Origin of the sequence: Helicobacter enhydrae, from assembly GCF_001693335.1 — a bacterium.
GTDB lineage: Bacteria > Campylobacterota > Campylobacteria > Campylobacterales > Helicobacteraceae > Helicobacter_G > Helicobacter_G enhydrae.
The window spans coordinates 1,509,112-1,532,489 of sequence record NZ_CP016503.1; the positions used below are offsets into that span (position 1 = coordinate 1,509,112).

23 protein-coding genes and 1 pseudogene are annotated in these 23,378 nt (G+C 41.6%); 11 read left to right on the plus strand and 13 right to left on the minus strand.

The features are described 5' to 3' along the window. Nucleotides 1-7: 7 nt before the first annotated feature. From BBW65_RS07335 to BBW65_RS07355, 6 genes are read right to left on the minus strand one after another with little or no spacing between them, the layout of a single operon-like run. Nucleotides 8-307 carry a DUF5666 domain-containing protein gene (locus tag BBW65_RS07335; RefSeq protein WP_066341551.1) on the minus strand — a complete coding sequence of 100 codons (300 nt, stop codon included), beginning with the start codon at nt 305-307 and terminating at the stop codon, nt 8-10. Between the two features lie 56 nt (nt 308-363). After that, a complete protein-coding gene (locus tag BBW65_RS07940) occupies nt 364-645 on the minus strand; it encodes a hypothetical protein (RefSeq protein ID WP_199919425.1) in 282 nt (93 codons plus the stop codon). Continuing rightward, nucleotides 594-1,067, minus strand: a complete 474-nt coding sequence (locus BBW65_RS07340; protein WP_233702028.1) for a phosphatidylglycerophosphatase A family protein — start codon at nt 1,065-1,067, stop codon at nt 594-596. Before BBW65_RS07340 ends, BBW65_RS07940 begins: the two co-directional genes overlap by 52 nt. Further along, complete coding sequence (locus tag BBW65_RS07345; protein ID WP_066341555.1) at nt 1,057-2,238, minus strand: hypothetical protein; 1,182 nt, start codon at nt 2,236-2,238, stop codon at nt 1,057-1,059. The genes BBW65_RS07340 and BBW65_RS07345 overlap by 11 nt, the downstream gene beginning before the upstream one ends. Next, a complete protein-coding gene (locus BBW65_RS07350) occupies nt 2,216-3,103 on the minus strand; it encodes a response regulator (protein ID WP_066341557.1) in 888 nt (295 codons plus the stop codon). The genes BBW65_RS07345 and BBW65_RS07350 overlap by 23 nt, the downstream gene beginning before the upstream one ends. Continuing rightward, nucleotides 3,100-4,245 (minus strand): bifunctional 2-C-methyl-D-erythritol 4-phosphate cytidylyltransferase/2-C-methyl-D-erythritol 2,4-cyclodiphosphate synthase, encoded by a 1,146-nt coding sequence (locus tag BBW65_RS07355; protein ID WP_199919426.1) that lies wholly within the window; start codon nt 4,243-4,245, stop codon nt 3,100-3,102. The genes BBW65_RS07350 and BBW65_RS07355 overlap by 4 nt, the downstream gene beginning before the upstream one ends. A 192-nt stretch (nt 4,246-4,437) precedes the next feature. Here BBW65_RS07355 and BBW65_RS07360 point away from each other — a divergent pair, with 192 nt between their 5' ends. Next, nucleotides 4,438-5,538 carry an Mrp/NBP35 family ATP-binding protein gene (locus BBW65_RS07360; RefSeq protein ID WP_066341559.1) on the plus strand — a complete coding sequence of 367 codons (1,101 nt, stop codon included), beginning with the start codon at nt 4,438-4,440 and terminating at the stop codon, nt 5,536-5,538. A 15-nt stretch (nt 5,539-5,553) separates the two neighbouring features. Here BBW65_RS07360 and BBW65_RS07365 read toward each other — a convergent pair whose 3' ends face one another. The 3 genes from BBW65_RS07365 to BBW65_RS07375 are packed head-to-tail and all read right to left on the minus strand — an operon-like array spanning nt 5,554 to nt 7,711. Continuing rightward, nucleotides 5,554-6,621 carry an LptF/LptG family permease gene (locus tag BBW65_RS07365; protein ID WP_066341561.1) on the minus strand — a complete coding sequence of 356 codons (1,068 nt, stop codon included), beginning with the start codon at nt 6,619-6,621 and terminating at the stop codon, nt 5,554-5,556. Beyond that, nucleotides 6,618-7,175, minus strand: coding sequence for an aminoacyl-tRNA hydrolase (gene pth / locus BBW65_RS07370; RefSeq protein ID WP_066341563.1), 558 nt, complete (start codon nt 7,173-7,175; stop codon nt 6,618-6,620). The genes BBW65_RS07365 and pth overlap by 4 nt, the downstream gene beginning before the upstream one ends. Then, complete coding sequence (locus BBW65_RS07375) at nt 7,175-7,711, minus strand: 50S ribosomal protein L25/general stress protein Ctc (protein ID WP_066341566.1); 537 nt, start codon at nt 7,709-7,711, stop codon at nt 7,175-7,177. The genes pth and BBW65_RS07375 overlap by 1 nt, the downstream gene beginning before the upstream one ends. A gap of 233 nt (nt 7,712-7,944) precedes the next feature. Here BBW65_RS07375 and BBW65_RS07380 point away from each other — a divergent pair, with 233 nt between their 5' ends. Both BBW65_RS07380 and traF read left to right on the plus strand, forming a co-directional pair. Next, the gene (locus tag BBW65_RS07380; protein WP_233702030.1) at nt 7,945-9,267 is read left to right on the plus strand and encodes an aminotransferase class V-fold PLP-dependent enzyme; all 1,323 of its coding nucleotides are present in this window, start codon (nt 7,945-7,947) and stop codon (nt 9,265-9,267) included. Beyond that, nucleotides 9,260-10,396 (plus strand): conjugal transfer protein TraF, encoded by a 1,137-nt coding sequence (gene traF, locus BBW65_RS07385; RefSeq protein WP_066341573.1) that lies wholly within the window; start codon nt 9,260-9,262, stop codon nt 10,394-10,396. Before BBW65_RS07380 ends, traF begins: the two co-directional genes overlap by 8 nt. On the opposite strand, the gene BBW65_RS07390 is transcribed toward traF, so the two are convergent. After that, nucleotides 10,386-11,264, minus strand: a complete 879-nt coding sequence (locus tag BBW65_RS07390) for an aspartate carbamoyltransferase catalytic subunit (protein ID WP_066341574.1) — start codon at nt 11,262-11,264, stop codon at nt 10,386-10,388. The genes traF and BBW65_RS07390 overlap by 11 nt on opposite strands. A gap of 97 nt (nt 11,265-11,361) precedes the next feature. On the opposite strand from BBW65_RS07390, the gene BBW65_RS07395 reads away from it, so the two are divergent. From BBW65_RS07395 to BBW65_RS07405, 3 genes are read left to right on the plus strand one after another with little or no spacing between them, the layout of a single operon-like run. Further along, nucleotides 11,362-11,844: a hypothetical protein gene (locus BBW65_RS07395; RefSeq protein ID WP_066341576.1), complete on the plus strand. Its 483-nt coding sequence runs from the start codon at nt 11,362-11,364 to the stop codon at nt 11,842-11,844. Beyond that, nucleotides 11,841-12,548: a 23S rRNA (cytidine-2'-O)-methyltransferase TlyA gene (gene tlyA, locus BBW65_RS07400; protein ID WP_066341578.1), complete on the plus strand. Its 708-nt coding sequence runs from the start codon at nt 11,841-11,843 to the stop codon at nt 12,546-12,548. The genes BBW65_RS07395 and tlyA overlap by 4 nt, the downstream gene beginning before the upstream one ends. Beyond that, on the plus strand, nt 12,508-13,395 hold the full coding sequence (locus tag BBW65_RS07405; protein ID WP_083986151.1) for a bifunctional riboflavin kinase/FAD synthetase: 888 nt from the start codon (nt 12,508-12,510) through the stop codon (nt 13,393-13,395). The genes tlyA and BBW65_RS07405 overlap by 41 nt, the downstream gene beginning before the upstream one ends. Nucleotides 13,396-13,401: 6 nt before the next feature. On the opposite strand, the pseudogene BBW65_RS07410 reads toward BBW65_RS07405, so the two are convergent. The 3 genes and pseudogenes from BBW65_RS07410 to ligA form a co-directional block, all read right to left on the minus strand. Beyond that, nucleotides 13,402-14,382, minus strand: a pseudogene (locus BBW65_RS07410) (c-type cytochrome); the annotation flags it as partial. Between the two features lie 454 nt (nt 14,383-14,836). Further along, complete coding sequence (locus BBW65_RS07415; protein WP_066341587.1) at nt 14,837-15,874, minus strand: c-type cytochrome; 1,038 nt, start codon at nt 15,872-15,874, stop codon at nt 14,837-14,839. Between the two features lie 128 nt (nt 15,875-16,002). Further along, entirely contained in the window at nt 16,003-17,955 is a 1,953-nt protein-coding gene (gene ligA / locus BBW65_RS07420; protein ID WP_066341588.1) for an NAD-dependent DNA ligase LigA, read from the minus strand. A gap of 159 nt (nt 17,956-18,114) precedes the next feature. On the opposite strand from ligA, the gene BBW65_RS07425 reads away from it, so the two are divergent. The 5 genes from BBW65_RS07425 (at nt 18,115) to BBW65_RS07445 (ending at nt 23,376) form a co-directional block, all read left to right on the plus strand. Then, complete coding sequence (locus tag BBW65_RS07425; protein ID WP_066341589.1) at nt 18,115-19,056, plus strand: chemotaxis protein; 942 nt, start codon at nt 18,115-18,117, stop codon at nt 19,054-19,056. Between the two features lie 28 nt (nt 19,057-19,084). Beyond that, on the plus strand, nt 19,085-20,830 hold the full coding sequence (aspS, locus tag BBW65_RS07430; RefSeq protein WP_066341590.1) for an aspartate--tRNA ligase: 1,746 nt from the start codon (nt 19,085-19,087) through the stop codon (nt 20,828-20,830). Next, on the plus strand, nt 20,831-21,403 hold the full coding sequence (locus BBW65_RS07435; RefSeq protein ID WP_066341592.1) for an adenylate kinase: 573 nt from the start codon (nt 20,831-20,833) through the stop codon (nt 21,401-21,403). Between the two features lie 10 nt (nt 21,404-21,413). After that, nucleotides 21,414-21,932, plus strand: a complete 519-nt coding sequence (gene ppa / locus BBW65_RS07440) for an inorganic diphosphatase (protein WP_066341593.1) — start codon at nt 21,414-21,416, stop codon at nt 21,930-21,932. Between the two features lie 115 nt (nt 21,933-22,047). Then, nucleotides 22,048-23,376, plus strand: coding sequence for a TolC family protein (locus BBW65_RS07445; RefSeq protein ID WP_066341595.1), 1,329 nt, complete (start codon nt 22,048-22,050; stop codon nt 23,374-23,376). The last annotated feature ends 2 nt before the right edge of the window (nt 23,377-23,378 follow it).

Below are 23,378 nucleotides of genomic sequence, written 5' to 3' on the forward strand. Positions count from 1 at the left end.
TACCTCCTTAGTAAGCGCGATTTTCGCGGCATTTGATTTCGATTTCTTCTGCGACAAATCCATTGCCATCATTCATCAGATCTACTTCTACCAAATCCCCTTTTTTGAGATCTGAGAATTTTTTGGCACTATCCCAGCCGATACCACAAGAATCAAGCTCGATTTTTGTATAAGGCACCACTTTGATGGCTGTTTTGTTGATTGTGATGGTTTTTTTGCCATTGTCAATCCCTGTGATGATCCCTGTAATGTCTGATGCCAAAGCACAACTTAAGCTTAATCCTGCAATTAATGCGAATTTTTTCATTTGTTCTCCTTGTAATTTGATAACAAGTGCAATGATATGCAAGAAAAATAAGGCATTTATAAAGTGTAAGAAAACTTTTGGCAATCTTTTTCACTCCCCTTTATATCTTGAGCTTGTGTGAGTGGATTGTCTGTGGCATAAGAACGCGTTAGCCCAATGACACAAGATAAGCCAAACTCTTTGATACTCTCATCATAGCCATAGACTTCACAATGTTCTCTATTATAAAATCCAAATTCCTCTATAAATTTGTTGGTTTGAGTTTGTGGTGAGGGTGGGGATGTGGTCAGAGGGCAGTGTGCAGCACAATGGCGAGTTTCATCACCCCACCGACGCAAAGTCCTGATAAAATTCCAGCCAAAGCGTCATCTGCGACGACGCCAAGCCCACCTTGCCATTTTTGATCGATCACGCCGATGAGAGAGGGTTTGTAAATGTCAAAGATTCTGAAGAGCACAAACGCTCCGATGATGCTCCACACATCAAAAGGCACGAGGCATAGTGCCAACCATAAACCCACAAGCTCATCAATCACGATACTTTTGTCATCGTGTTGTCCGCCATTGGATTCGTAGAGATCGATTTGTTTGACTGCTAGGATGGCGATTATGAGCGTGAGGAGAAACAATGTATTGTGGGAGAAATACATTATCGGCAACCCAAGTGGCAATGCGACAAGAGAGCCGATAGTGCCCGGTGCAATGGGCGATTTGCCACTATAAAACAGGGTGAGAAACCATAGATGCACTTTATTTGACACGATAAAGCCTTGAGAGATTGATATAGAAGTTTTCATCTGAACCCTCTTCGATGATACCTTTTGATGAAATCAAATCATAATAGAGTTTGTCTAGTTTTTTGGCTTGTGATGGGAACAGATGTGCCAAAATACTTGCTGAAACCTCTTTGCGTATAAATACCTCCGGTGGCATGACTCCAAGCTTGAGGAGTTCGAAAAAATCCCTTGAATCATAGCTGATGTGGTGGTGTGTGCCGTGTGGGCAGATTTTGGTGCTTTTGATATTGTTGCAAGTGTCGCAATAGATGTATTCGCTCACCAAGTGTTTGGCGATCTCAACTCCTTGTATGCTATCTAGGATCGTATGTGTGCGATCTCCCTCATAAAAAGTGCTTAGGTTTGAGCTTCCTAGACTTGCGATGAACTCCGTGCATCCATAATTTTTGCAGATAATGGCATTGAGGATCATCCTATTGGTGCCAGAGAGTAGATAAGTGTAATCCATCGGCAGTAGCAACACGCGTGCAGAGGGCAGGAAGTTGTCAATAACACATTGCACATTTTTGTATCTCAGTTCATAGGGTAGAAGCCAAGTGGTGTGGTGTGGGCGTGTAAGAAAGATGATGAGCAAATCATTACGCAACAGGGCTTCTTGCAGAATCTTCTCATGCACTTTGTGGATGGGATTGGCATTGAGAAAAATGCCACTGATTTTGCGTGCTCCTAGTTCTTGGATTTTGTCGCGTATGATGGCTTTGTTGCGTGTGATGTCAGAAGTGATGACTTGATATTTGCCATATACCGCATAATTTCCGATTCGTTTATACACTCTTCCGATGTCAGGGTGTCCGAGGTTGCCTCCCATAATCTGCTTGATACGCGATTCTTTGTCGATAGGGAAAATCTCCTCCACTTGCAATGTCCCGACACTTTGGTCTTGGATACATAGCTCCACATTTTCTTGGGGTTGGAGTGAGGTGATGATTTCTTCGTTTTTTTTGCCACTGGGGCTAAGGATCAGAGAGGAGGGGAAAGAGCAGTTTTTGTAGAAGCCACTTTGATCGACTTCTAGCATTTCTTTTTGGCTCATCAACCCCGTTACAGGTTGCAAAAGGTTTTCTTGAGCAAGTTCAAGGATACACAAGGCTTCTTTGTCGATGTGGATTTGTTTATTTTTTGCGTTCGATTCCATATTTTTTTCTCTTTTCCCATAGATTTTTGCGGCTAATGCCAAGCTTGTCAGCCAACTCTACATCAGAGTAGCGGTTCTCGTATTTTTGGATGATACATTTTTCGTATTCTTTGAGAGGCAAAATATTGCCATCGATTGAGCTCATCGGATTTTTGCTCTGGATTGTGATGACATTTGGAAAATGCACAGAATCATTGGCGATGAGAGAGACGATGACATTTTTGTCTTTGACTTTTGAGAGAAACTCTTTGAAATCATTGCGTTTGAGTTCTTCAGAATGCGTGATGTATAGGATATGCCCTTTTTCGATTTTGGGCAAAATCTCTTTCCATTGATAGAACTTGAGTGAAGCAAAGTGCAGAATAGCTTTTTTTTCTTTGGCAAATTTGATCGCAAACACATCGGCGTGGTGCTGTGAGTCGCTACGGATGATAAAAGGCATGTGGCTACAAGGGTCGGTAGGGATGATCATCTCGTTTTCCAAAAACGAGAAATACTCTTCATAGAAAATAAGTTGGTTGCATAGGATTTGATAGTTTTTGTGGTGGTCTATTTTGCGTAAAAGTTCATCAATCATAAAGGGTTTGATGATGTAGTCTTTGGCACCATTTTTGATAGGCTTTGTCACCGTGTCTTCGCTGACATAGTCAATCATCATAATGATGATCGCTTGAGGGTTTTGGCGGATAAACATTTCGCACAAAGAACCACCTGCGTTGGAGGAGAGTAGAATCACTTCCATTTTTTCTTTTTGCATTGCTTCATTGATAGTGGAAACAATGTGACATTTGTATCCTGCACTATTGAGCTTGTTTGTGATACTTTGTGCAAGATATGCTTCGTTTTCGACAATTAAGACATTCATTGATGACTCCAATCATAAAATTTAACTCCGATTGTGCAGATCGCACAAACCCCCTCTTCACGCCCGATGAAGCCCATTTTTTCAGCGGTTGTGGCTTTGAGGCTGATTTTTGGTTGTGGCAGATTGAGGAGGTGGGCGAGATGCTCTCTCATTTTGGCTTTGTGTGGCGTGATTTTGGGGATTTGTGCCACAAGTGTGAGATCGAGATTGCAAATCGTGTAGCCAATGTCGCGTAAAAATGAGGACACTTGTCTCAGAAGTTGCATAGAATCAGCACCCTTGAAGCGTTCATCGGTGTCTGGGAACCATTCTCCAATATCTCCTGCCCCTATTGCCCCAAGCATCGCATCAATGATCGCATGGATTGCCACATCGCCATCGCTATGGGCTTTGAATCCAAAAGGGCTAGGGATCTCGATACCGCATAGACGCATGGGTTTGCCATTTTCAAAAGCGTGGATGTCCAATCCATTGCCGATCAATGTTTCTGTGCTTGGCGGAGAGGCAAAAGTTCGGAGCCATAGTAGGTCCTCTTGGGTTGTGAGTTTGTGCAAGAGTGGTGAGCCCGGCACATAGCACACTTGGCGTGTGTGGTGAAAAATCGCACTGCTTTCATCGCTAAACTCTCCTTGATTCAAAGCTTCGATGAGGATTTTGGTCTTGGAGAGTTGGGGGGTTTGGATCATCTCAAAATATTCTCTAGGAGGATAGGCTCCGCGTGTGTCGTGCAGTGTGTCGGCAAGTTTCAACGATGGGGCGATGCAGTCTAGATGTGGGTGCAGTTTGGCGGTTTGGATGAGAGTGTCGATCGTGTTTTTTGGGATATTCCATCTTGCAGCATCATTGACCAATACATAAGGCGTTGTTACTTTTTGGAGAGCTTGTAGCAATGATAGAGTGCGTGTTTCTCCCCCAAGGATTGCCTGATAGCCCAAAAGTTGCATATATTGGCACTCTTGCTGATTTGAAGCTGTAAGGATGATTTGCTCAAACCCAAATGACAGAAACAAATCATAGACAAACTGCCAAAGTGGCTTGTCTTGGATTCTTAGCCATTGCTTCTTGGGGAGGGATTCTTGAGAGAAACGCGTAGAGTTACCTGAAGCAAGTAGAATAATGGTAATATCTTTGTTGATTTCCAAATGAACTCCTAATGTCCGTTTGGTAAAAATTTTAGTCTGATTTGTGTAAATTGGTGCATTGGTAATGCATTTGGAAAAGTATTTCGTGATACATAATGTAACATCTAATGATTACGATTGGTAATGTCGGTAATGAAAAAATTAACTCTGTTTATGATATAAGACTTTTTGAATTTATCGGGAAAGGACAATATGGAAAAAGAACAAGTGTTATCTGCACTCAAGCAGATCAAATATCCAAAATTTGAAAAAGACATCGTGAGCTTTGGTTTTGTCAAAGAAACAATCATCGAGCAAGGGAGGCTAAAGGTTTTTTTGGAGATCCCCTCTAGTGCAGATGAAGTGTCACAAACTTTACGCAAAGAGATTGTGGAATGTATGCAAAAGGTAGGTTTTGGAGAAGTTGAGGTAGAGATCAAAACCCCCAAAATCCAAGAGGCAAAACCAAGCAAAAAAAACATCGCCTCCCAAATCAAACATTTCGTGATGGTGAGTTCGGGCAAGGGAGGGGTAGGCAAATCTACAAGCAGTGTGAATCTAGCAATCGCTTTGGCACAAAGTGGCAAAAAAGTCGGTTTGCTGGATGCAGATATTTATGGACCCAATATCCCAAGAATGCTCGGACTAAATGGTGAAAAACCTCAAGTGGATGAAAAGCTCAAGAAGCTTATCCCTCTCAAAGCCTATGGGATTGAGATGATGAGTATGGGGGTGCTTTATGAAGAGGGGCAAAGTCTGATTTGGCGTGGTCCGATGATTATGCGTGCAGTGGAGCAACTTCTAAGCGATGTGCTTTGGAGTGAGCTAGATGTGCTAGTGATTGATATGCCTCCTGGCACTGGAGATGCACAGCTGACTTTGGCACAAAGTGTGCCTGTGAGTGCTGGTATCACCGTGAGCACCCCACAAAGCGTGAGTCTAGATGATAGCACGAGAAGTTTGGATATGTTCAATAAGCTCAATATCCCAATCGCAGGAATCATCGAAAATATGAGTGGCTTTATCTGCCCTGATTGCCAAAAGGAATATGATATTTTTGGCAAGGGGACGACTCAGGCATTGGCTGATAGCTTTGCTACGCGTGTGTTGGCACAAGTGCCGATTGAAATCCAAGTGCGTGAGGGTGGAGATGGTGGTAAGCCGATCACATTTTTCCATCCACAAAGCAAGAGTGCTCAAGAGTATCTAAACGCTGCACGATTGTTGAGTGCATTTTTGGACAAAGTTGAAGCAAATGGAGGGGTGGATAACACATCTATCCAACCCACAAAAGATCACTCCCATTTACACTGATCCCCCACTCAAGAATCAGATCTGATTCTTGAGCTTGGCGAAGCAATAGAGTGTCACAGAGCACAAAACAATCATCGGAAGAAGTATCCCAAACTCCGGATAGATAATCCCACCAATGCTAAATTTGGAAACAGAAAAGAAAATCCCCCAGATGACCAATGAAATCATAATGAGTTTGAAAGAGAGTAGAGATATCTTGATGTAACGCGGCAATGAGGGGATAAAATAGCCAAAGATAACAAGAGTGAGTGGCACAAAAAGGGGTATGAGAATCGCACTATAGAGAATGGCACGGATTTTTGTAGAATCAAGCCCTTGCTCCAAATGGATTTTGAGCGAATCGATGGCATCAATGATAGAAATCGTGGGCTTGTCTTTGAGAAAAGTATCCAAAACTTTTGGCTTGAAATTTTCTAGTATTTTCATACTCTCGACTTTTTTGAAGCTCAAAGCATTGGTTTGTGAGGAAAAAGTCGCACTAATCTGACCGATTTTTGCATTTTTGAGAATCCAAAATCTCCCATCAAACACCCCTGTCTCCGCTTGAATGAATGATTTGAGACGCTGATTGTCAAGCGTGAAGATTTTGATATTTTTGGCTTGATTGAGGGAGGGGTATATTTTTTGGAAATAGATATAGTTGTGGTTGTGTTTGAGCAAAATGTCTTCTTGGGCATTGTTGAGAGAATTTTGATCGATAATGGCTTCTACGCGTTCTTGTGCATAGACAAACGAAGTCGCATTGAGTGCGATATAGATACAAGAAATCAAGAGGCTCAAAACAAAAGGAGCCAAAAGTATTTGCCTTTTGGAAAAGCCAAGTGCCAACATTGCACCAAATTGATTGGATTTCAAAAAAGTGATGAGAAACAAAATGCCACCTAGCAATAGCGAGAGAGGGAGTGTGTAGTTGAGAGCATAAAGTGCGTCATTGAAGAAAAACAAAACAATCAAGTTAGCCGAATCAGGGAATTTGTCAGCATACTTGATAGAATCTGCTCCGATGAAAAACGCCTCAAGTGCGACCAAAAGAATCAAAAAATATCTTAGATAGTTTTTTGAGATAAACACAAAAGTTTTCATTGATTGGGCTTGGTTTTGATTTGGAAGAAGTTTTGCAAACGCATTAGATCTTGGTGCAACACAAAATCCATCGAGGCTTTGACACAATGAGTGATCAGTTCTGTGGGATATTGTTCAAAATCTCCCAAAACATACGGAATGATTGCTTGATTGTCGATGGGTCTTCCAATCCCACATCTTGCACGATAGTAATCATTTCCACACATCAAATCAATCGAACGCAAACCATTGTGCCCACCATTTCCCCCTCCTTTTTTGAAGCGTAGATTCCCATAGGGCAAATCCAAATCATCATAAATCACAAAGAGCTCTTGTGTTTTATAGAATCGTTGCACAGCCAACACAGCTTCACCAGAGGTATTCATAAAGGTTTGGGGTTTGCACAAAATATAATTTGGGGTGATTGCAAGATGAGCGTGGAGTTTTTTGTGAGCTTCAAAAGTGAGATTGAGCTCTTGAGCCAAACGATCTATAGCCAAAAATCCGATATTGTGGCGATTGTTGGCATATTGTGAGCCGGGATTGCCCAGCCCAACGATAAGGAGTTTTTGCATTATTTAGCTTTGATGACTCCCACAACAGCTACAGAATCTTTTTCGATGATTTTTACACCTTGGTGAGATGGCAAATCTCTGATGAGAATAGCATCGCCCACATCAAGATCGCTTACATCCAAATCATAAAAGTTTGGAAGATTTTCAGGAGCAGATTGCACTTGAATGCGTTTCTTGGAAATCATCAAAACGCCTTTGTTTTTGAGACCTTTTGCACTTCCGTGAGTTTTGACAGGGATTTTGTATTTGGATACAACGCCCTCTTGTGCCATCATCAAATCCACATGTAACAAGTCATTGCTTACAGGATCTTTTTGATATTCTTGCACGACTACTTTGATTTCTTGACCACCGACTTTGACAGGGAAGATGAGGGTTTCTTTGGATTTGACAGCTTTGATAAAATCATTGCGTTTGAAAGCACAATGGATGTTTTGTTGCCCTTTTCCATAAATGTTGGCAATTAGATAACCATCATTCTTTAATGCTTTTGCATTAGATTTTGAAATACTCTCTCTAATTTGTCCTTCTAACATTACATATCCTTTAAATAGTGAAATTAAGTCTGCAATTATAAACTCAAAAAACTTAGTTTATGTTTATTTTTGTATTTTTGTTGGTGCCCCGATGGCTTATGGAGCGAAAACTCAAGCTGATAGATTGTATTTGGTGGCAAAACCAAAAGTGAAGGTATTGATTTGTGTTAAAATTTTCAAATCAATTTTAGCTTATTGTTTTAGGGCGTTTAGAGAACAAATAGGGATTTGGAGTGAGGCAAGTGGAGGCAATTTATAAAACTTTTTTTGAACCGCTTTTAAAAGATGATGAAGACAAGATTTTACAACTGCGTCAATCGATGCTTCTAAGAAAAGGCATTCGGTATTTTGATTTTACGGCTTCAGGACTTGCTTCAAAGATCATCAACAAACGCTTGAAGAGTTTTTTGCCTTATTATGCAAATACGCATTCTCTGGCTTCAACCAATGCAATCATTACGACACAAATGTATCAAATGGCAAAAGAAAAGATTAGAGAGGCGTTGGGGCTAGAAAAAGACTTTGTGATTTTGAGCGTGGGGAGTGGGGCGACTGCAGCGATCAAAATGTTTCAAGAGATTATGGGGATTTATATCCCACCCAAAACAAAACAAAGGATCCCTCTCTCTTTGCTTCAGGATTTGCCACAAGTGTTTGTGGGTCCTTATGAACATCATTCCAATGAAATTAGCTTCCGCGAGGGCTTGTGCCAAACCACTCGCATTCCCCTCAATAATGCAGGTTTGTTTGATTTAGAATCACTCAAAACCCAAGTAGCTCACGCTCACAATCTTTTGATTGGGTCTTTTAATCTTGCCTCCAATGTCACAGGCTTGATCACGCCTTATGAAGAGGTTTCAGAGATTTTGCGTCAAAAAGGTGGGATCATTGCTTTTGATATGGCTTCTAGCGCACCTTATATGAATATCCCTAGTCATTTATTTGATGCTTGTTATGTTTCTCCGCACAAATTTTTGGGTGGCATAGGAAGTTGTGGGATTTTGGCAATAAGAGAAAAGCTTGTAGATACTGATTTGCCTCCGACTTTTGCAGGGGGAGGGACGATCAAAAACTCTAATCGTTTGATTCATTCTTATTTGGAGGATATAGGGCAACGCCAAGAAGCAGGCACACCCCCTGTCCTCCAAACTCTGATTGCTAGTTTGTCCTTTGCGTTGCGTAATGAAGTGGGATTAGGATTGATTGCTCAGCGTGAGCATATTTTGACACAAAGTTTGATTTATGAGCTCAAGCAGATTCCTGCGACTACGATTTATGGTAACCTCGATGTCAGGCGTTTGGGTGCTGTTGCATTCAATGTTGGGGGTATCCACCCTCACACATTGGCAGAAGAGTTGAGTGTGAAGTATGGCATACAGGTGCGTTCTGGTTGTTCTTGTGCAGGTCCTTATGGTTGTGATTTGTTTGGTTTGAACGATGAGCTCAAAGACAAGCCTAATTGGCTTAGAGTAAGTGTGCATTATACGCACACCCTTGCTGATATTGAGTATTTTGTCGAATCTCTCAAAAAAGCGATTAAGAGTTTGCGTGGCTAGAATCTTTCTGATTTTATTTGCTCCTTTTGTGCTTTGGGCATTGGGGTTTGCACCGATGGGTGGCATACCAAGCTCTATTGGAGGCACGGGAGTTGCGGTGCGTAGTGGTGCGTGGGGGCTTTATTATAATCCTGCATTGCTCTCAAGCGATCCACGAAGTAAGTTTGGCTATAGTGCGGGTTTTTGGATCACAAAAAGCAATATCAACAAATTTTTGAGCTTAGGACCTTTGAGTGGGGGGCAGGAGATAGAGGCGGCACTTGATGAGCTCAGCAATGGCAAAGCGTCAATGCAGGTACCGATGGGATTTGTGGTGCAGATGGGCGATATTAATGTTGTGCAAAAAACAGCACAAGAAGACCAATATGGGCGTTTGGTGTATATGGAGGACAAAATCCCTATCGGTGTTTTTGCAATGGGGGCATTTGCTGTCTCTGAGAGTGGTGTGCATTTTGCCAAAGTGAGCAATACTCTTTTTGAGATGCAACAAGTTGGAGTTTCTTTGCTTGAGCTTCCGTTTGGCTATGCTTATGAAGTTGTGACAGATGGGGGGAGATTTGATTTTGGTGTGGCGTTGAAGTATATGCGTGCAGCGGTATCTGTTGAGCAAAAAATTGCTTCTGCCTTGGAGGGTTTTGCTTTTGAAACGCCTGATTTTTTGAATGGCAAACTTGCACAATCTTTTGGAGTGGATCTTGGCTTTTTGTATTCTTATAAGGATTTTCATTTGGGTTTGACTGCCAAAAATGTCAATTTCCCTAGATTCAAGTTGGCAGATTCTACTGCCCAAATGCTCCCTAGTGTGCGTGTTGGCACAAGCTATGAGTTTTTGGAAAATTATACTTTTGCCTTGGATGCAGATGTGTTGCCTGATCAGTCTTTTGGAATGCCAAGGACGCAATATGTGAGTCTAGGGTTTTTGGGTGAATATCGATATGGTGGCTTTGGCGTTGGTGCTTGTGTGGATATTTTTGATGTATGGGGTTCCAAAATAAGCGTTGGTGGGAATTTGCTAGGTTTGATACAAATCATAGGAGAGCTTGGAATCAATTTTGCAAAAGTCGGAGGCAGGGATTTATATTTTCCAACAAATTTTGGATTGAAAGTGGGTGGGAGCTTCAGCTTCTAGCGTTGATCAAAAAATCTAGCACAGCCATTCTGACAAAAACCCCATTTTCTACTTGTTGCAAGACTTTACATCTTGCATCTTCCAAAACAGAATCTGAAATATCGATATTGCGATGCACGGGTCCGGGATGGAGAATGATGGTCTGATGTTGTTGTAGCAAATCGCTTGTGATACAAAAATCACTCGCATAATCTTGCAGACTGCCATAGACTTGACGCGAATGTCTCTCTGTCTGCGTTCTCAAGCTAATGATGGCATCGCATTGCTTGATGGCTTCTCTGAGATTGTGGGTTTTGGGAAGATTGATAGGAGGCATAAAATGTGGGGGGGCAATGAGGAGAAGCTTTGCCCCAAAGCGTGGGAGTAGGGCGATGTTGCTATTGGCAACTCTTGAGTTTTTGATGTCTCCTATGATGCCGATTGTTTTGTTTGCCAAAGTGCCAAAATGCTCCAAAAGTGTCATCAAATCAAGCAACGCTTGAGTGGGGTGAGAATGTGCACCATCGCCTCCATTGATGATTGGGCAAGAGACTTTTGGAATGAGAAAGTATCCTGAACCTGCATCACTATGGCGTATGATGATTGCATTGGGTTGCATTGCGTTGAGGTTGGCTGCTGTATCTCTTAGCGTCTCGCCCTTGGAAGTTGAGCTTTTGGCGACATCTAGGCGAATGATTGAGGCACCTAGATTCTTTCCTGCGATCTCAAAACTACTTAGAGTGCGTGTGGAGTTTTCAAAAAATGCTGTGATGATTTTTTTGTTTTCTAGACTTTTGTGGATAATGCCTTGTTTGTATTGTTTGGCTGTGTCCAAAATCTTTTCAATTTCTTTATTGTCTAAATCATTGATGTGGATTAGATGTCGCATTTTATCTCCCAATAAAGTTCTGCCGCAATTCTATCAAAATGCAAAAAATGATTGTGGTGAAATGATGTTAGAATCAGCTCAAAAATTTAAGGAATGATTGAAATTGAGATATGTCTTGTTGGGTTTTTGTATCTTTTGGGTTTTGGGTTGTAGCAATTTGAGTGATATGCGTTTCTCTCAAGGGTTTGCCAAAGAAAAGCAAATGCAATTGACACGCAAAGCCGATGTTATCGTGGATGGACGCACGATAATGAGTGCCTTTTGTATTTATTTGAATGAATTGAAGCCTGATGTGTATCAAGGCGGGGAGTATTTTGTGGTGGAGCTCTCTTCGGAGGAAAAAGTCTCTGCCAAAGCGTTGAGGTTTTTGTTGTTTGATCAGCCTCCTGTGGAAGTCAAAGAGATCGTGAAAAATCCCAACCATTTGCAAGAATTCCAAAAACACAGCCAATGGAATCAGCTTTTTCTCGTGCGTTTTGCCCCTGTATGGCAAGCTGATATTCCAAAACTTGCCTTGCTTGTTGAGGTGGATAAGTTTGCAATGAAATTTGATTATAGTTATCGGATTAATCAGCGTTGAGAATCGATTGTTATCTCCTTCATAATGGACATGCCTCAAGTCGCCAAAAAGCTCAAGAGTTGATTGCGATGGGCTGTGTTTGGGTGAATTCTAAGCCTTGCGACAAAAACTCTCTGTTGGTGGCACAGGGGGATTGTGTGGAGGTTGTGAGGCATAAACAATGGGTTTCTCGTGCTGGATACAAATTGGATGGATTTTTGAAAACCCATGCGATTGAGCTTGAGGGTCAGCGTGTGCTAGATATTGGATCAAGCACTGGGGGGTTTAGTGAGGTGTTGCTTGAATATGGAGCGAGGGAAATCACTTGCGTTGATGTGGGAAGTTCGCAACTTCACCCTACATTGAGAGGCGATCCAAGAATCATCGTCTGTGAAAATCAAGATATTCGCGATTTTGTCGCAGAGAGTTTTGATTTTGTGGTGTGCGATGTTTCTTTTATCTCTTTGAGATTGTTGCTTGATAAAATTTTTAGTCTTACTTCCAAAGAGTGCTTATTGCTTTTCAAGCCACAATTTGAGGTGGGCAAAAATATCAAAAGGGACAAAAAAGGAGTGATCAAAGACTTGAGTGCTGTATCAAAGGCTTTGGAGGAGTTTTTGCAACTAGTGCGATATAAGGGCTTTGGCGTCCTTGCTTGTGAAAAAAGTTTGATTGAAGGTAAAAATGGCAATGAAGAATATTTCATCTATCTCTCCAAATCCTAGTGTGCATTGTATTGGGATCGGCAAATTTGACGGATTCCATTTGGCACATCTTGAGATTTTTAAACGCGTTTTGCAAAGCAATGCAGGAACGATTGTGTTTATCACACCAAAGACAAAAAGGCGTTTATTGACACCTAATCCCAAAGGGCTTTTGTGTGATTTTTTTGATTGTGCCATAGCACAAAATGCCATTTGCCTACCTTTGAATCAGATTGAGTATATGGATTGTGATGCTTTTGTGGAGTTGCTCAAAAGGATTTTTCCTGCATTGCAAAAGATTGTGGTGGGGTATGATTTTCGGTTTGGCAAAGATAGGGCACATTCTATCAATGAGCTTGAAGCATATTTTGAAGTTGAAGTGGTTGAGCAGATGTTGCAAGATGGTGTGCCGATCCACTCACAAAGGATTATTAAGAATCTTGAGATGGGCGAAATTGAAGTAGCAAATCGCCTGCTTGGGCGTGAATATATGATTGGGGGTGAGGTGATCTCTGGGCAGGGTAGGGGTGCATTGGAGTTTGTCCCAACGCTGAATCTGAAATGTGAGAAGTATGTATTGCCCCAAAGCGGAGTGTATGCGACTTGGAGTGAGTGGGGGGGGGTGAAGTATCCAAGCGTGAGTTTTTTGGGACATCGCATAAGCACAGATGGTGAGTATGCAGTCGAGACGCATGTTTTGGATCGTGTATTGTCCTGCCAACCCAAAGACATCAAAATCTTTTTGGTGCAAAAAATACGGGAGAATCAAAGGTTTGAAAATCTTTCTATGCTCAAAGCAAGAATTTTGGAAGATATAAAGGAAGCTGGAGAGATTTTGAGTGATCAGACACTTCCCCAAGGGAAGTAAATCTGATTATTCTCCCGGGAAGTGGTTTGGATTTTTCCAAGGACCATATTTAACCTTGATGTATTGCTTAGGATCAAGCTGTTGTTGTGGTGAAGCAAAATACTCAGGCTTGAGAGAAGGTGATTTGTTGTAAGCTGTGTCAAGTCCTGCACGATTTTCTGTGGTCAAGATAGGCAATCTTACAAAACCTGTATTGAGATATGCTGCGACATCAAGAGCCTCGCCTGGTGAAAGAATAGGTTGATCAGCACTTGCTCCAAAAGGCATTGCGGAATGCAAGAATCTTGCCAAAACAGGAATCATTGCCATATGCCCACCATCTGGCCAAATAAGAAGTGATGGATAAAGATGTCCCCCACCTTGCTCATAGTTGTCGTTTTTGATACCTTTGCCATCTGCTCCGTGGCAACTTGCACATTGATTTGTAAAAATCTCCTTACCTTTTACAGGATCTGCAGGACGATTTGGGAAATCCATTTTTGCCAAGAAGCTACCTTCAAGACGCACACCATCTTTGATTTTGTAAGCTTTTTTGAGCCATTTGAAATAAGCAAGAATTGCTTTCATTTCTTTTGAATCATTGGGGAACTTGTGCGAATTTGTGCCTCCCATACCGCGAATCCTGTCTTCAACAGAAATGATTTTCATTGTCTCAATGTCAAGCAATGGGTAGGTATTGATCGTATTGATAAATGGCAAAACATATTTTTTGGTCCCGGGGAGTCCATTGCCGTCGTTTTCCATATGACAAGCCGTGCAATTCACATTGTTGTTTGTCATTTTGAGCTTACCTTTGGGTCCCAAAGTGCTTTCTGTTTGTGAAAGGAGCTTGATTCCATAGCGGATGAGATCTCCTTCTTTGCCTTTGGGCACATCTTTGATACTCAAATTCATTTCTGGCCATTTTTGCAATGGTCTTTTGGAATATTCTTTGAAATACTCCACGCCTTGTTGGTCAGTCAAAACATCACCAACTTTGTAGTTTGGTTTTGCCTGTATTGCGACAAAACCCAATAATGCAACGAGTGATAATCGAGCAATCATCGTATATCCTTTTTGAGTTGAAATTAAAAAGCACGGGTATTGTAGTATAAAACTTTGAATCTTTGTCTTTTTGCTTTCCAAATATTGTAAGAATATTTTTAACCTTTTGGGCTATTGCCTTGAGTTTGAGATCACATGTGCTTTGAAGCTTTTGTTTATTTCCTCGCCAATACACTCAGCCCCAAACATTGACAAATCCCCATAGCGTCTTTTACTATAGAGTTGAGCTTATCACCTAGTTTATTGATATTGAGTGCTTTTTGGACACAAGGCGAGGGGTTTGAATCTATGTGAGACAAGTGAGGTTTGGGCATTTGATGAAAGGTGGCTTGAAATTGAAGCGAGAAAGAAGCTCAAATCAAAGAAGTAAGCACCTCGTATCGAGGTGCTTTGTGGATCAATGTCCGGGGAAGTGATTGGGATCTTTCCAAGGACCATATTTAACCTTGATGTATTGCTTAGGATCAAGCTGTTGTTGCGGTGAAGCAAAATACTCAGGTTTGAGAGAAGGTGATTTGTTGTAAGCTGTGTCAAGTCCTGCACGATTCTCTGTTGTCTCGATAGGATGTCTTACAAAGCCGGTGTTGAGATAAGCTGCAACATCAAGAGCTTCTTCAGGAGTCAAGACTGGGCTTTCTGCACTTGCTCCAACAGGCATTGAAGCATACAAGAATCTAGCGATCACTGGAAGCATTGCCATATGCCCACCATCTGGCCAAATAAGAAGTGATGGATAAAGATGTCCGCCACCTTGCTCAAAATTGTCATTTTTGATTCCCTTGCCATTTTCGCCATGGCAACTTGCACATTGAGCCATATAGACTTCTTTGCCTTTTACTGGATCAGCTGGGCGATTGGGGAACTTCATCGTGATCAAAGAATTGCCTTCAAGTCGCACACCATCTTTGATTTTGTAAGCTTTTTTGAGCCATTTGAAATAAGCCATAATTGCTTTCATTTCTTTGGAATCATCTGGGAATTTCGTCGAATCTGTGTGTCCCATACCTCTGATTCTGTCTTGAAGAGAAATGACTTTCATTGTTTCAATGTCAAGCAATGGGTAGTTGTTGAGTGAATTGATGAAAGGCAACACATTCTTTTTTGTCCCGGGCAATCCATTGCCGTTGCTCTCCATGTGACAAGCCACACAATTAACATTGACATTTGTCATCTTGAGTGTGCCTTTGGGTCCCAAAGTGCTTTCTGTTTGTGAAAGGAGCTTGATTCCATAGCGGATGAGATCTCCTTCTTTGCCTTTGGGAACATCTTTGATGCTAAGCTCAAAATCTGGCCACTTTTGCAATGGGCGTTTGGAATATTCTTTGAAATATTCTACACCTTGCTGGTCATTCAATTCATCACCGACTTTGTATTTCGGACTCGCTTGGAGCACTACCAATGCAGAGAGTGCTAGTAGAGACAATCGTTGAAGCATTGTTCATCCTTAGTTTTGAGATTAAAACAAGAACATTTTAGTGCGGAAATCAGTTTTTTGATAAAGTTGGGTCAATCTCATTAGCTTTGTGTTTAACATTGGGAATAGTTGTAACCATATTTGAGAGCTTATGAAAATAAAGAGAAAAATTCTCCCTCATTTAGACATTGCACTCCAAGTTCTTGTGCTTTGGTTAGCTTGCTTCCTGCATTTTCGCCATAGACAAGATAATCTGTTTTTTTGCTCACACTTGAAGTGACTTTTGCTCCAAATGATTCGATGTGTTCTTTGATCGCGTTGCGTTCTTTTTGCATTGTGCCTGTAAGCACTACACTTTTGCCAAAGAGCCAATGTGAGCTGTTTTCTTTTCTATCGGTAACTTTGGGATTAATGATACTAAGCAAGTTTTTGATTTTGTCTTGATTGAGCGTGTTGAATGTGGCGAGGGATTGTGCCATCTCTTCGCCAAATCCATCAAGCTCCAAAAAGTCCTCTTTGTTTTTGTTGAAAACTTCTAGCCCAAAGGCATTTTGAAGTTTTTTGCTTGCCCCCTCACCAATATGCTCAATCCCCAAAGCATTGATAAATCGCCACAACTCAATCCCTTTGCTATTTTCTATGCTCTCAATGGTGTTTTGAGCCTTTTTTTCTTTCCACCCCTCGAGTTTGAGCAAATCCTCTTTTGTGATGGCATAAATATCTTGTATGGTGCGGATAAGCCCTTCGCTATAGAGCTGAGCGATGATTTTATCGCCTAGTCCATCGATATTGAGTGCTTTTTTGGACACAAAATGAGAGAGGGATTCTTGGATTCTGGCAGGACAAGCGAGATTTTGGCATTTGATGAATTTTTCTTCAATCAATAGCTCACTTTGGCAGATTGGGCAATGTGTAGGTGGAGTGATGGGCAACTCATCGCCATTGCGTGTTTGGGTAAGTGGTTTGATGATTTTGGGTATCACATCTCCACTGCGGATAATTAGCACATTGTCATAGATTCTGATGTCTTTTTTGGCAATTTCAGAGAAATTGTGCAAAGTGGCTCTTGAAATCATCGCCCCCTCAATTTCTACAGGAGTAAGCTCTGCGACAGGAGTGATGATCCCGGTGCGTCCTACTTGGAGAGTGATGGATTGGATTTGTGATTTTTTTTCTACCGCTGGAAATTTATAGGCACAAGCAAAGCGTGGAGATTTGATGGTGAAGCCTAGCGATTCTTGTGTCGTCATCTCATCGATGACAATCACCATCCCATCAAGCATCATTGGATAAGAATCGCGATTTTTGAGAATGAGCTCATAGCATTCTTGAATCTCTGCAATGGTTTTGCAACGCTTGATAAATGGTGGGTGGAAAAATTGACTTTTGAATATTTGAGAGAGGGCGTCATAAAAACTCGATGGCTTTGTGGCAGTGTAGCCAAATCCCCACGGGACAAAGAGCAGTTTGCGTTGTGCGACGATTTTGCTATCAAGTTGTCGCAAGGTTCCTGCAGCAGCATTGCGTGGGTTGGCAAATAATGGTTGATTGGTTTGCATTCTTAGAGTGTTGAGAGCGTGAAAATTGTCTTTGGACATCACGACTTCACCGCGGATCTCGATTTTTTCTTGGATTGGGATAGAGAGTGGGATAGAATGAATGGCTTTGGCATTTTGTGTGACAAGCTCCCCTATATGCCCATCTCCTCTAGTGGTCGCAGAGATGAGTTTGCCGTGCTCATAGCATAGGTTGAGTGAGGCACCATCAAATTTTGGAGAACACACAAAAGAGCTATTGGGATAGTTTTTGAGAATGCGTTCGATCCACTCTTGCAATTCTGTTTGGTTAAAAATATCATCCAAACTCCACATTCTCTGCAGGTGCGTATTTTTCTCAAAATCTTGCAGAGGTGTATCGCCGACGCGTTGGGTGGGTGAAGTGGGGTCAATGGAGCTGGGATTTTGCTCCTCAAATGCTTTGACTTGATGATAGAGCACATCATACTCCTCATCTGTTGCGATTGGCTCATCAAGCACATAGTAGGCATAAGCCATTTCTTGGAGTTTTTTTACTTGAAGTGGATAATCAAAAACATCGCCCATCTTTGCGTCCTTGATGAAATGGATTTGTTTTTGGATTCTAGCATTCTTTTGTGATTTGTGCGGAAATTCGAGTTTGCTAGAGATGGGGAATTGATGAAAGTTCGATGATGATTTTAAGATATAATTTCCCACATTAAGATAAAAATACTAGGAGTTTGCGTGATTTCTGAAATTGACAAAACCACTTCCTTGCATCTCAATAATGAAGCTCAGTTTCTCTGTTTTATGCTTGAAGAAGGGGCAAAACTCTCCCAGTTGTATGCCATCAATGTCTTTAAGATTCGAGAGATTATTTATTATCGCGATGAAGTGACGAAAAATTTGGGTGATGAAAATGGGATTGTGCTTGGGTTTTTGAAAGTGCGTGATGAAACGATCCCTCTTGTGGATCTGAGGAGATGGCTATACTATAATCCACAAGATCCAAGAAGGGATTTGAGAGCTTACTCAATCAGCGATATAGACAAAAAAATCCTAGTAGCGATTTGTAATTTTTCAAACTGCACGGTTGGAATCAAATTGAGTGGTTTGAAGCGTATTGTCCATAAAAATTGGCATGAGATTTATGCTGATGAGGTGGGAGAAAATAGCAAGGTGATTGCTACTACAGAGTTTGAGGGGGAGGTGGTGCAGATACTAGATATTGAGAGAATGGCTGTGGATGCTTTCCCTGCATTGAGCGGAGAGCTTAGCCCGCAGCTCAATAATATTATCCCAATCCATAGCGACAAGGTTGTTTTGATCGCAGAAGATTCCAAATCTGCCGCCAAAACCCTCAAAACAATCATCGACAAAATGAAGCTCAAAAACTTCGTTTTCTCCGATGGTGGGTCGTTGTTGCAATACCTCTATAGCCCGGGCGTGATGGAGAGTATTGGGGTGGTGATTACAGATTTGGAGATGCCACAAATTTCGGGGTTTGAAGTGCTCAAAACCATCAAAGAAAACCCAGAGAGTGCTCATCTGCCCGTGATTGTCAATTCTTCAATGAGCAGTGATTCAAACAAACAAATGGCAAGTGCGCTCAAGGCGGATGGATTTATCACAAAATCTGATCCGATTCAGATTCAAAAACTTTTGCATGAATTTTTAGAAAAGTAAAAAAAAGTAAAAACAAGAGGAGATACATTTGAGAAGTTATTTATGTGGAGAGATCAATGAACATTTGATTGATCAGGAGGTGAAATTATGTGGGTGGTGCAATACCTATCGTGATCATGGGGGAGTGGTTTTTATCGATTTGAGGGACAAAAGCGGATTAGTGCAGCTTGTCTGCGATCCGCAATCTAGTGCCTATACTGATGCGAGTAAGGTGCGAGATGAGTTTGTGTTGAGGGTGAAAGGCAAGGTGCGTGCAAGAGGGGAGGGACTAGAGAATCCTAAACTTGCGACAGGCAAGATCGAAGTGGTGTTGGATGAGCTTGTGATTGAAAACAAAAGTGCCACCCCTCCGATTGCTATCGGTGATGAGAGTGTGAGCGAAGAATTGAGACTCAAATATAGATATTTGGATTTACGCGCACCAAAGGCTTATCATATATTTTCGACACGCAGTCGTGTGGGTATGGCGATCCGCGAGACATTACACAAGATGGGATTTTTGGAAGTTGAAACGCCGATTTTGACCAAAGCAACGCCAGAGGGTGCGAGGGACTATCTAGTGCCTAGCCGTGTGCATCAAGGGGAGTTTTTTGCTTTGCCACAAAGCCCACAAATTTTTAAGCAACTTTTGATGATGAGCGGGTTTGATTCGTATTTTCAGATCGCTAAGTGCTTCAGAGATGAGGATTTGAGAGCGGATCGTCAGCCAGAATTTACGCAAGTGGATATTGAGATGAGTTTCTGCACTCAAGAAGATGTGATGAGAGTGGGGGAGCAAGTCATTCAAGAAGTATTTAGGACTTGTGGCAAAGAGGTGCAAACTCCGTTTATGAGGATCCCCTATAGCCAAGCGATGGAGCTTTATGGATCTGATAAGCCAGATTTGAGATTTGATATGCCTTTGGTGGAAGTGATTGATTTGTTTGCTGATTGTTCCAATGAGATTTTTGCCTCAATCAGCAAGGATACGCATTCTAACCGCTTTAAAGCCTTGAAAGTCAAAGGCGGGGATCAGTTCTTTTCGCGTAAAACATTGGGAGAGCTAGAGGATTTTGTCCGTAAGTTTGGGGCAAAAGGTCTTGCATACATTCAGATCAAAGAAGATGAGCCAAAAGGTCCTTTGTATAAATTTATGAGCGAGGCGAGTTATGCCAAGCTTGTGGAGCGTTTGGGGTTGGAAGTGGGGGATATTGTCTTTTTTGGGGCAGGGGAGAAAAAAGTCATTTGGGATTATATGGGGCGTTTGCGTCTGAAGGTCGCACAAGATATGGGCTTGATCGATCCAGAGGCTTTGAAGTTTTTGTGGGTCGTGGATTTCCCAATGTTTGAAAAAGAAGAGGGGAGAGTCAAGGCTCTGCACCACCCTTTCACAATGCCCAAAGATTTGGACAAAGAAAATATCGAAGAGATCGAATCGGTTGCCTATGATATGGTGCTTAATGGCGTAGAGCTTGGTGGAGGAAGTATCAGAATCCACCAAAGTGAGATACAGAGCAGGGTTTTTGAGCTTTTGGGGATTTCAGAGCAAGAAGCACAAGATAAGTTTGGGTTTTTGCTTGAGGCTTTGAGTTTTGGAGCCCCACCACACGGGGGGATTGCTTTTGGATTGGATCGTATGATGATGATTCTTACGCAATCTCGAAGCATTCGCGATGTGATTGCATTCCCCAAAACTCAAAAAGCAACTTGCCCCCTTACAGAAGCACCAAGTGCTGTAAGTTTGGAGCAAATGCGAGAGTTGCATATTCGTATCAGAGACAAAAAGGAGAGTTAAATGAAAAAGATTTTTTTGATTATTGGAGCACCGGGCAGTGGCAAAACCACAGATGCTCAAATCATTGCTCAAAACAATGCCGAAACTATGATCCACTATTCTACAGGGGATTTGTTGCGTGCGGAAGTGGCAAGTGGAAGTGAGCGAGGTCGCTTGATTGAGGGATTTACAAGCAAGGGAAATCTTGTGCCACTTGAAATCGTGGTGGATACGATTGTAGGAGCGATTGAAAACGCACCTAAGTCAAATGTTTTGATTGATGGGTATCCTAGAAGCGTGGAACAGATGGAGGCGTTGGACAAGGTGCTAAAAAATCGTGATGATGTCAAAATCGCTAGTGTGATTGAGGTCGTTGTCAGTGAAGCTGTGGCTTGTGATCGCGTGCTAGGTCGAGCAAGAGGAGATGATGACAATGCAGAGGTGTTCCAAAACAGAATGAGAGTCTATCTTGAGCCACTAGCAGAGATTGAGAACTTCTATCAATCCCAGAATCTATTGCACAAAGTCGATGGCGAACGCACAATAGATGAAATCGTGCGTGATATAGAGCAATATATCAAAACAAAAATTTAAGGAGAAAATAATGAATATCAGCAAAATCAAAATCGGTGAAAATCCAAACAAAATCAATGCAGTGATTGAAATCCCTTATGGAAGCAATATCAAATATGAGATTGACAAAGAGAGTGGTGCGGTTGTAGTGGATCGTGTGATGTATAGTGCGATGTTTTATCCTGCAAACTATGGTTTCGTGCCAAACACATTGAGCGAAGATGGAGATCCTGCAGATGTGCTTGTGCTCAATGAATATCCCCTCCAAGCAGGGAGCGTGATCGCTTGTCGATTGATTGGGGTGCTTTTGATGGAAGATGAGAGTGGGCTAGATGAGAAGCTTTTGGCAGTTCCTGTGAGCAAGATTGATCCGCGTTATGAAAAGATTCAGAGTTTGGAGGATTTACCTCAAATCACACTTGATCGTATCAAAAACTTTTTTGAGACTTACAAGGCACTAGAGCCAAACAAATGGGTAAAAGTCAAAGAATATCAAGGCAAAAAAGAAGCAGAGCAGATTTTACAAAAGGCAATCGAAAATTTTAAGTGATTTTATATATAGTTAATAAAAGGAAGTTATCATTGTTCTTTTAATTTTCAAGAAGATAATTTTTAAAGAAATTTTTAAAAAAGTTTCGAATTACAAAATTAGAGTTGGCGGAGTGATGAATACAAAAGCGTTGATAATTCCTGTATTTTTGATGTGCTGTGTGATTGATGCTGTTGGTGCAAGAGATGTGGGACCAAGGATCAATACACAGATGACTGCACCAGAGTTTGACATTCAGCAGTTGTTGCCCAAAAAGCAAGATGATTCTTTGGGGCTAAAAGATTTAGTCAGTATGGCACAAAAAAACCTTCAAGTGTTAGCCAAAAATGATGGGATCGCTCAAGCTGAAGCCGAGGAAATGTCGGCATATCTAGAGCTCGGACCAACTTTTGTAGCGAAATACGATTACAATTATCAGACAACGCCAAGCGTGTCTGGAGGGAACTATTATGGTGGGCATCAGGCAAATGTAACGGCAAACTATGAGATTTATAGTGGGTTTAGCACGATCAACAAAATCAGAGAGAAAAAAGCCCTATATCGTGCAAGTGTGGCTCAAAAGAAAAACATAGAAGAAACTTTGCGTTTGCGTATCGTGGAGCAGTATTATGCTTATTTTACAAATTATTCGCGTTTGGTTTCTCTCACACAAAAGAAAAAATTGCTCACAAACAATGTAGCGCGCTTGGCTAAACTTTATCAGTCAGGCTTGACAACGATTGATGATCTGGAATCTCTCAAAGCCGAAGCCTCTCTGACTGATTATACGATTGCACAAACCCAGCTTGATTTGGAGCAAAACTATCTCAATTTGTCTTTGCTTGTCAATGGCAAGATTGGCAAACTCAAGCGTGATGTGCTGAAGTTTCCTAACCTCAAGACACAAAACGAGCGTGCCGATATTGTCGCACTCAAGGAACAAGCAGAGAGCATTGGATACCAAAGAAGTCAGTTGAGCTATGCTCCACGCATCAACCTCTATAATACCTTTAGCTATGTTGATGTGTTTGGCAACTCTTCTATGCCCAAGCCCAAAGACAAAATGCAAAACATCGCAGGGATTTCAGTGCAAATGGCTCTTGATACTTTTGGAATCTATAAACACAAAGAGGCGATTGGCTTGAGCCAAATGCAGGCTTTGAAAGAATTGGCATACAAAAAAGAAGAGCAAAAGCGTGATGTCAAACTCTACAAACGCTCTTTGGAGATCGCACAAATCAAAGTGAAATCTGCAGAAGCGGGATTGAAGTCTGCATTGATCACTTTTGCAAATGTGAGCAAACGCTACGATGCACAGCTTGTCACCTATGTTGATTACCTCAATGCACTGAGTCAAAAATCCAATGCCGAAGCGACTTATATCGATAGTTTGAACAATTTTGAGCTTCAAAAGGCAAATTTTATTTTTTATAGTGGTCAAGATTTAACAGCTTATATCAATTGAGG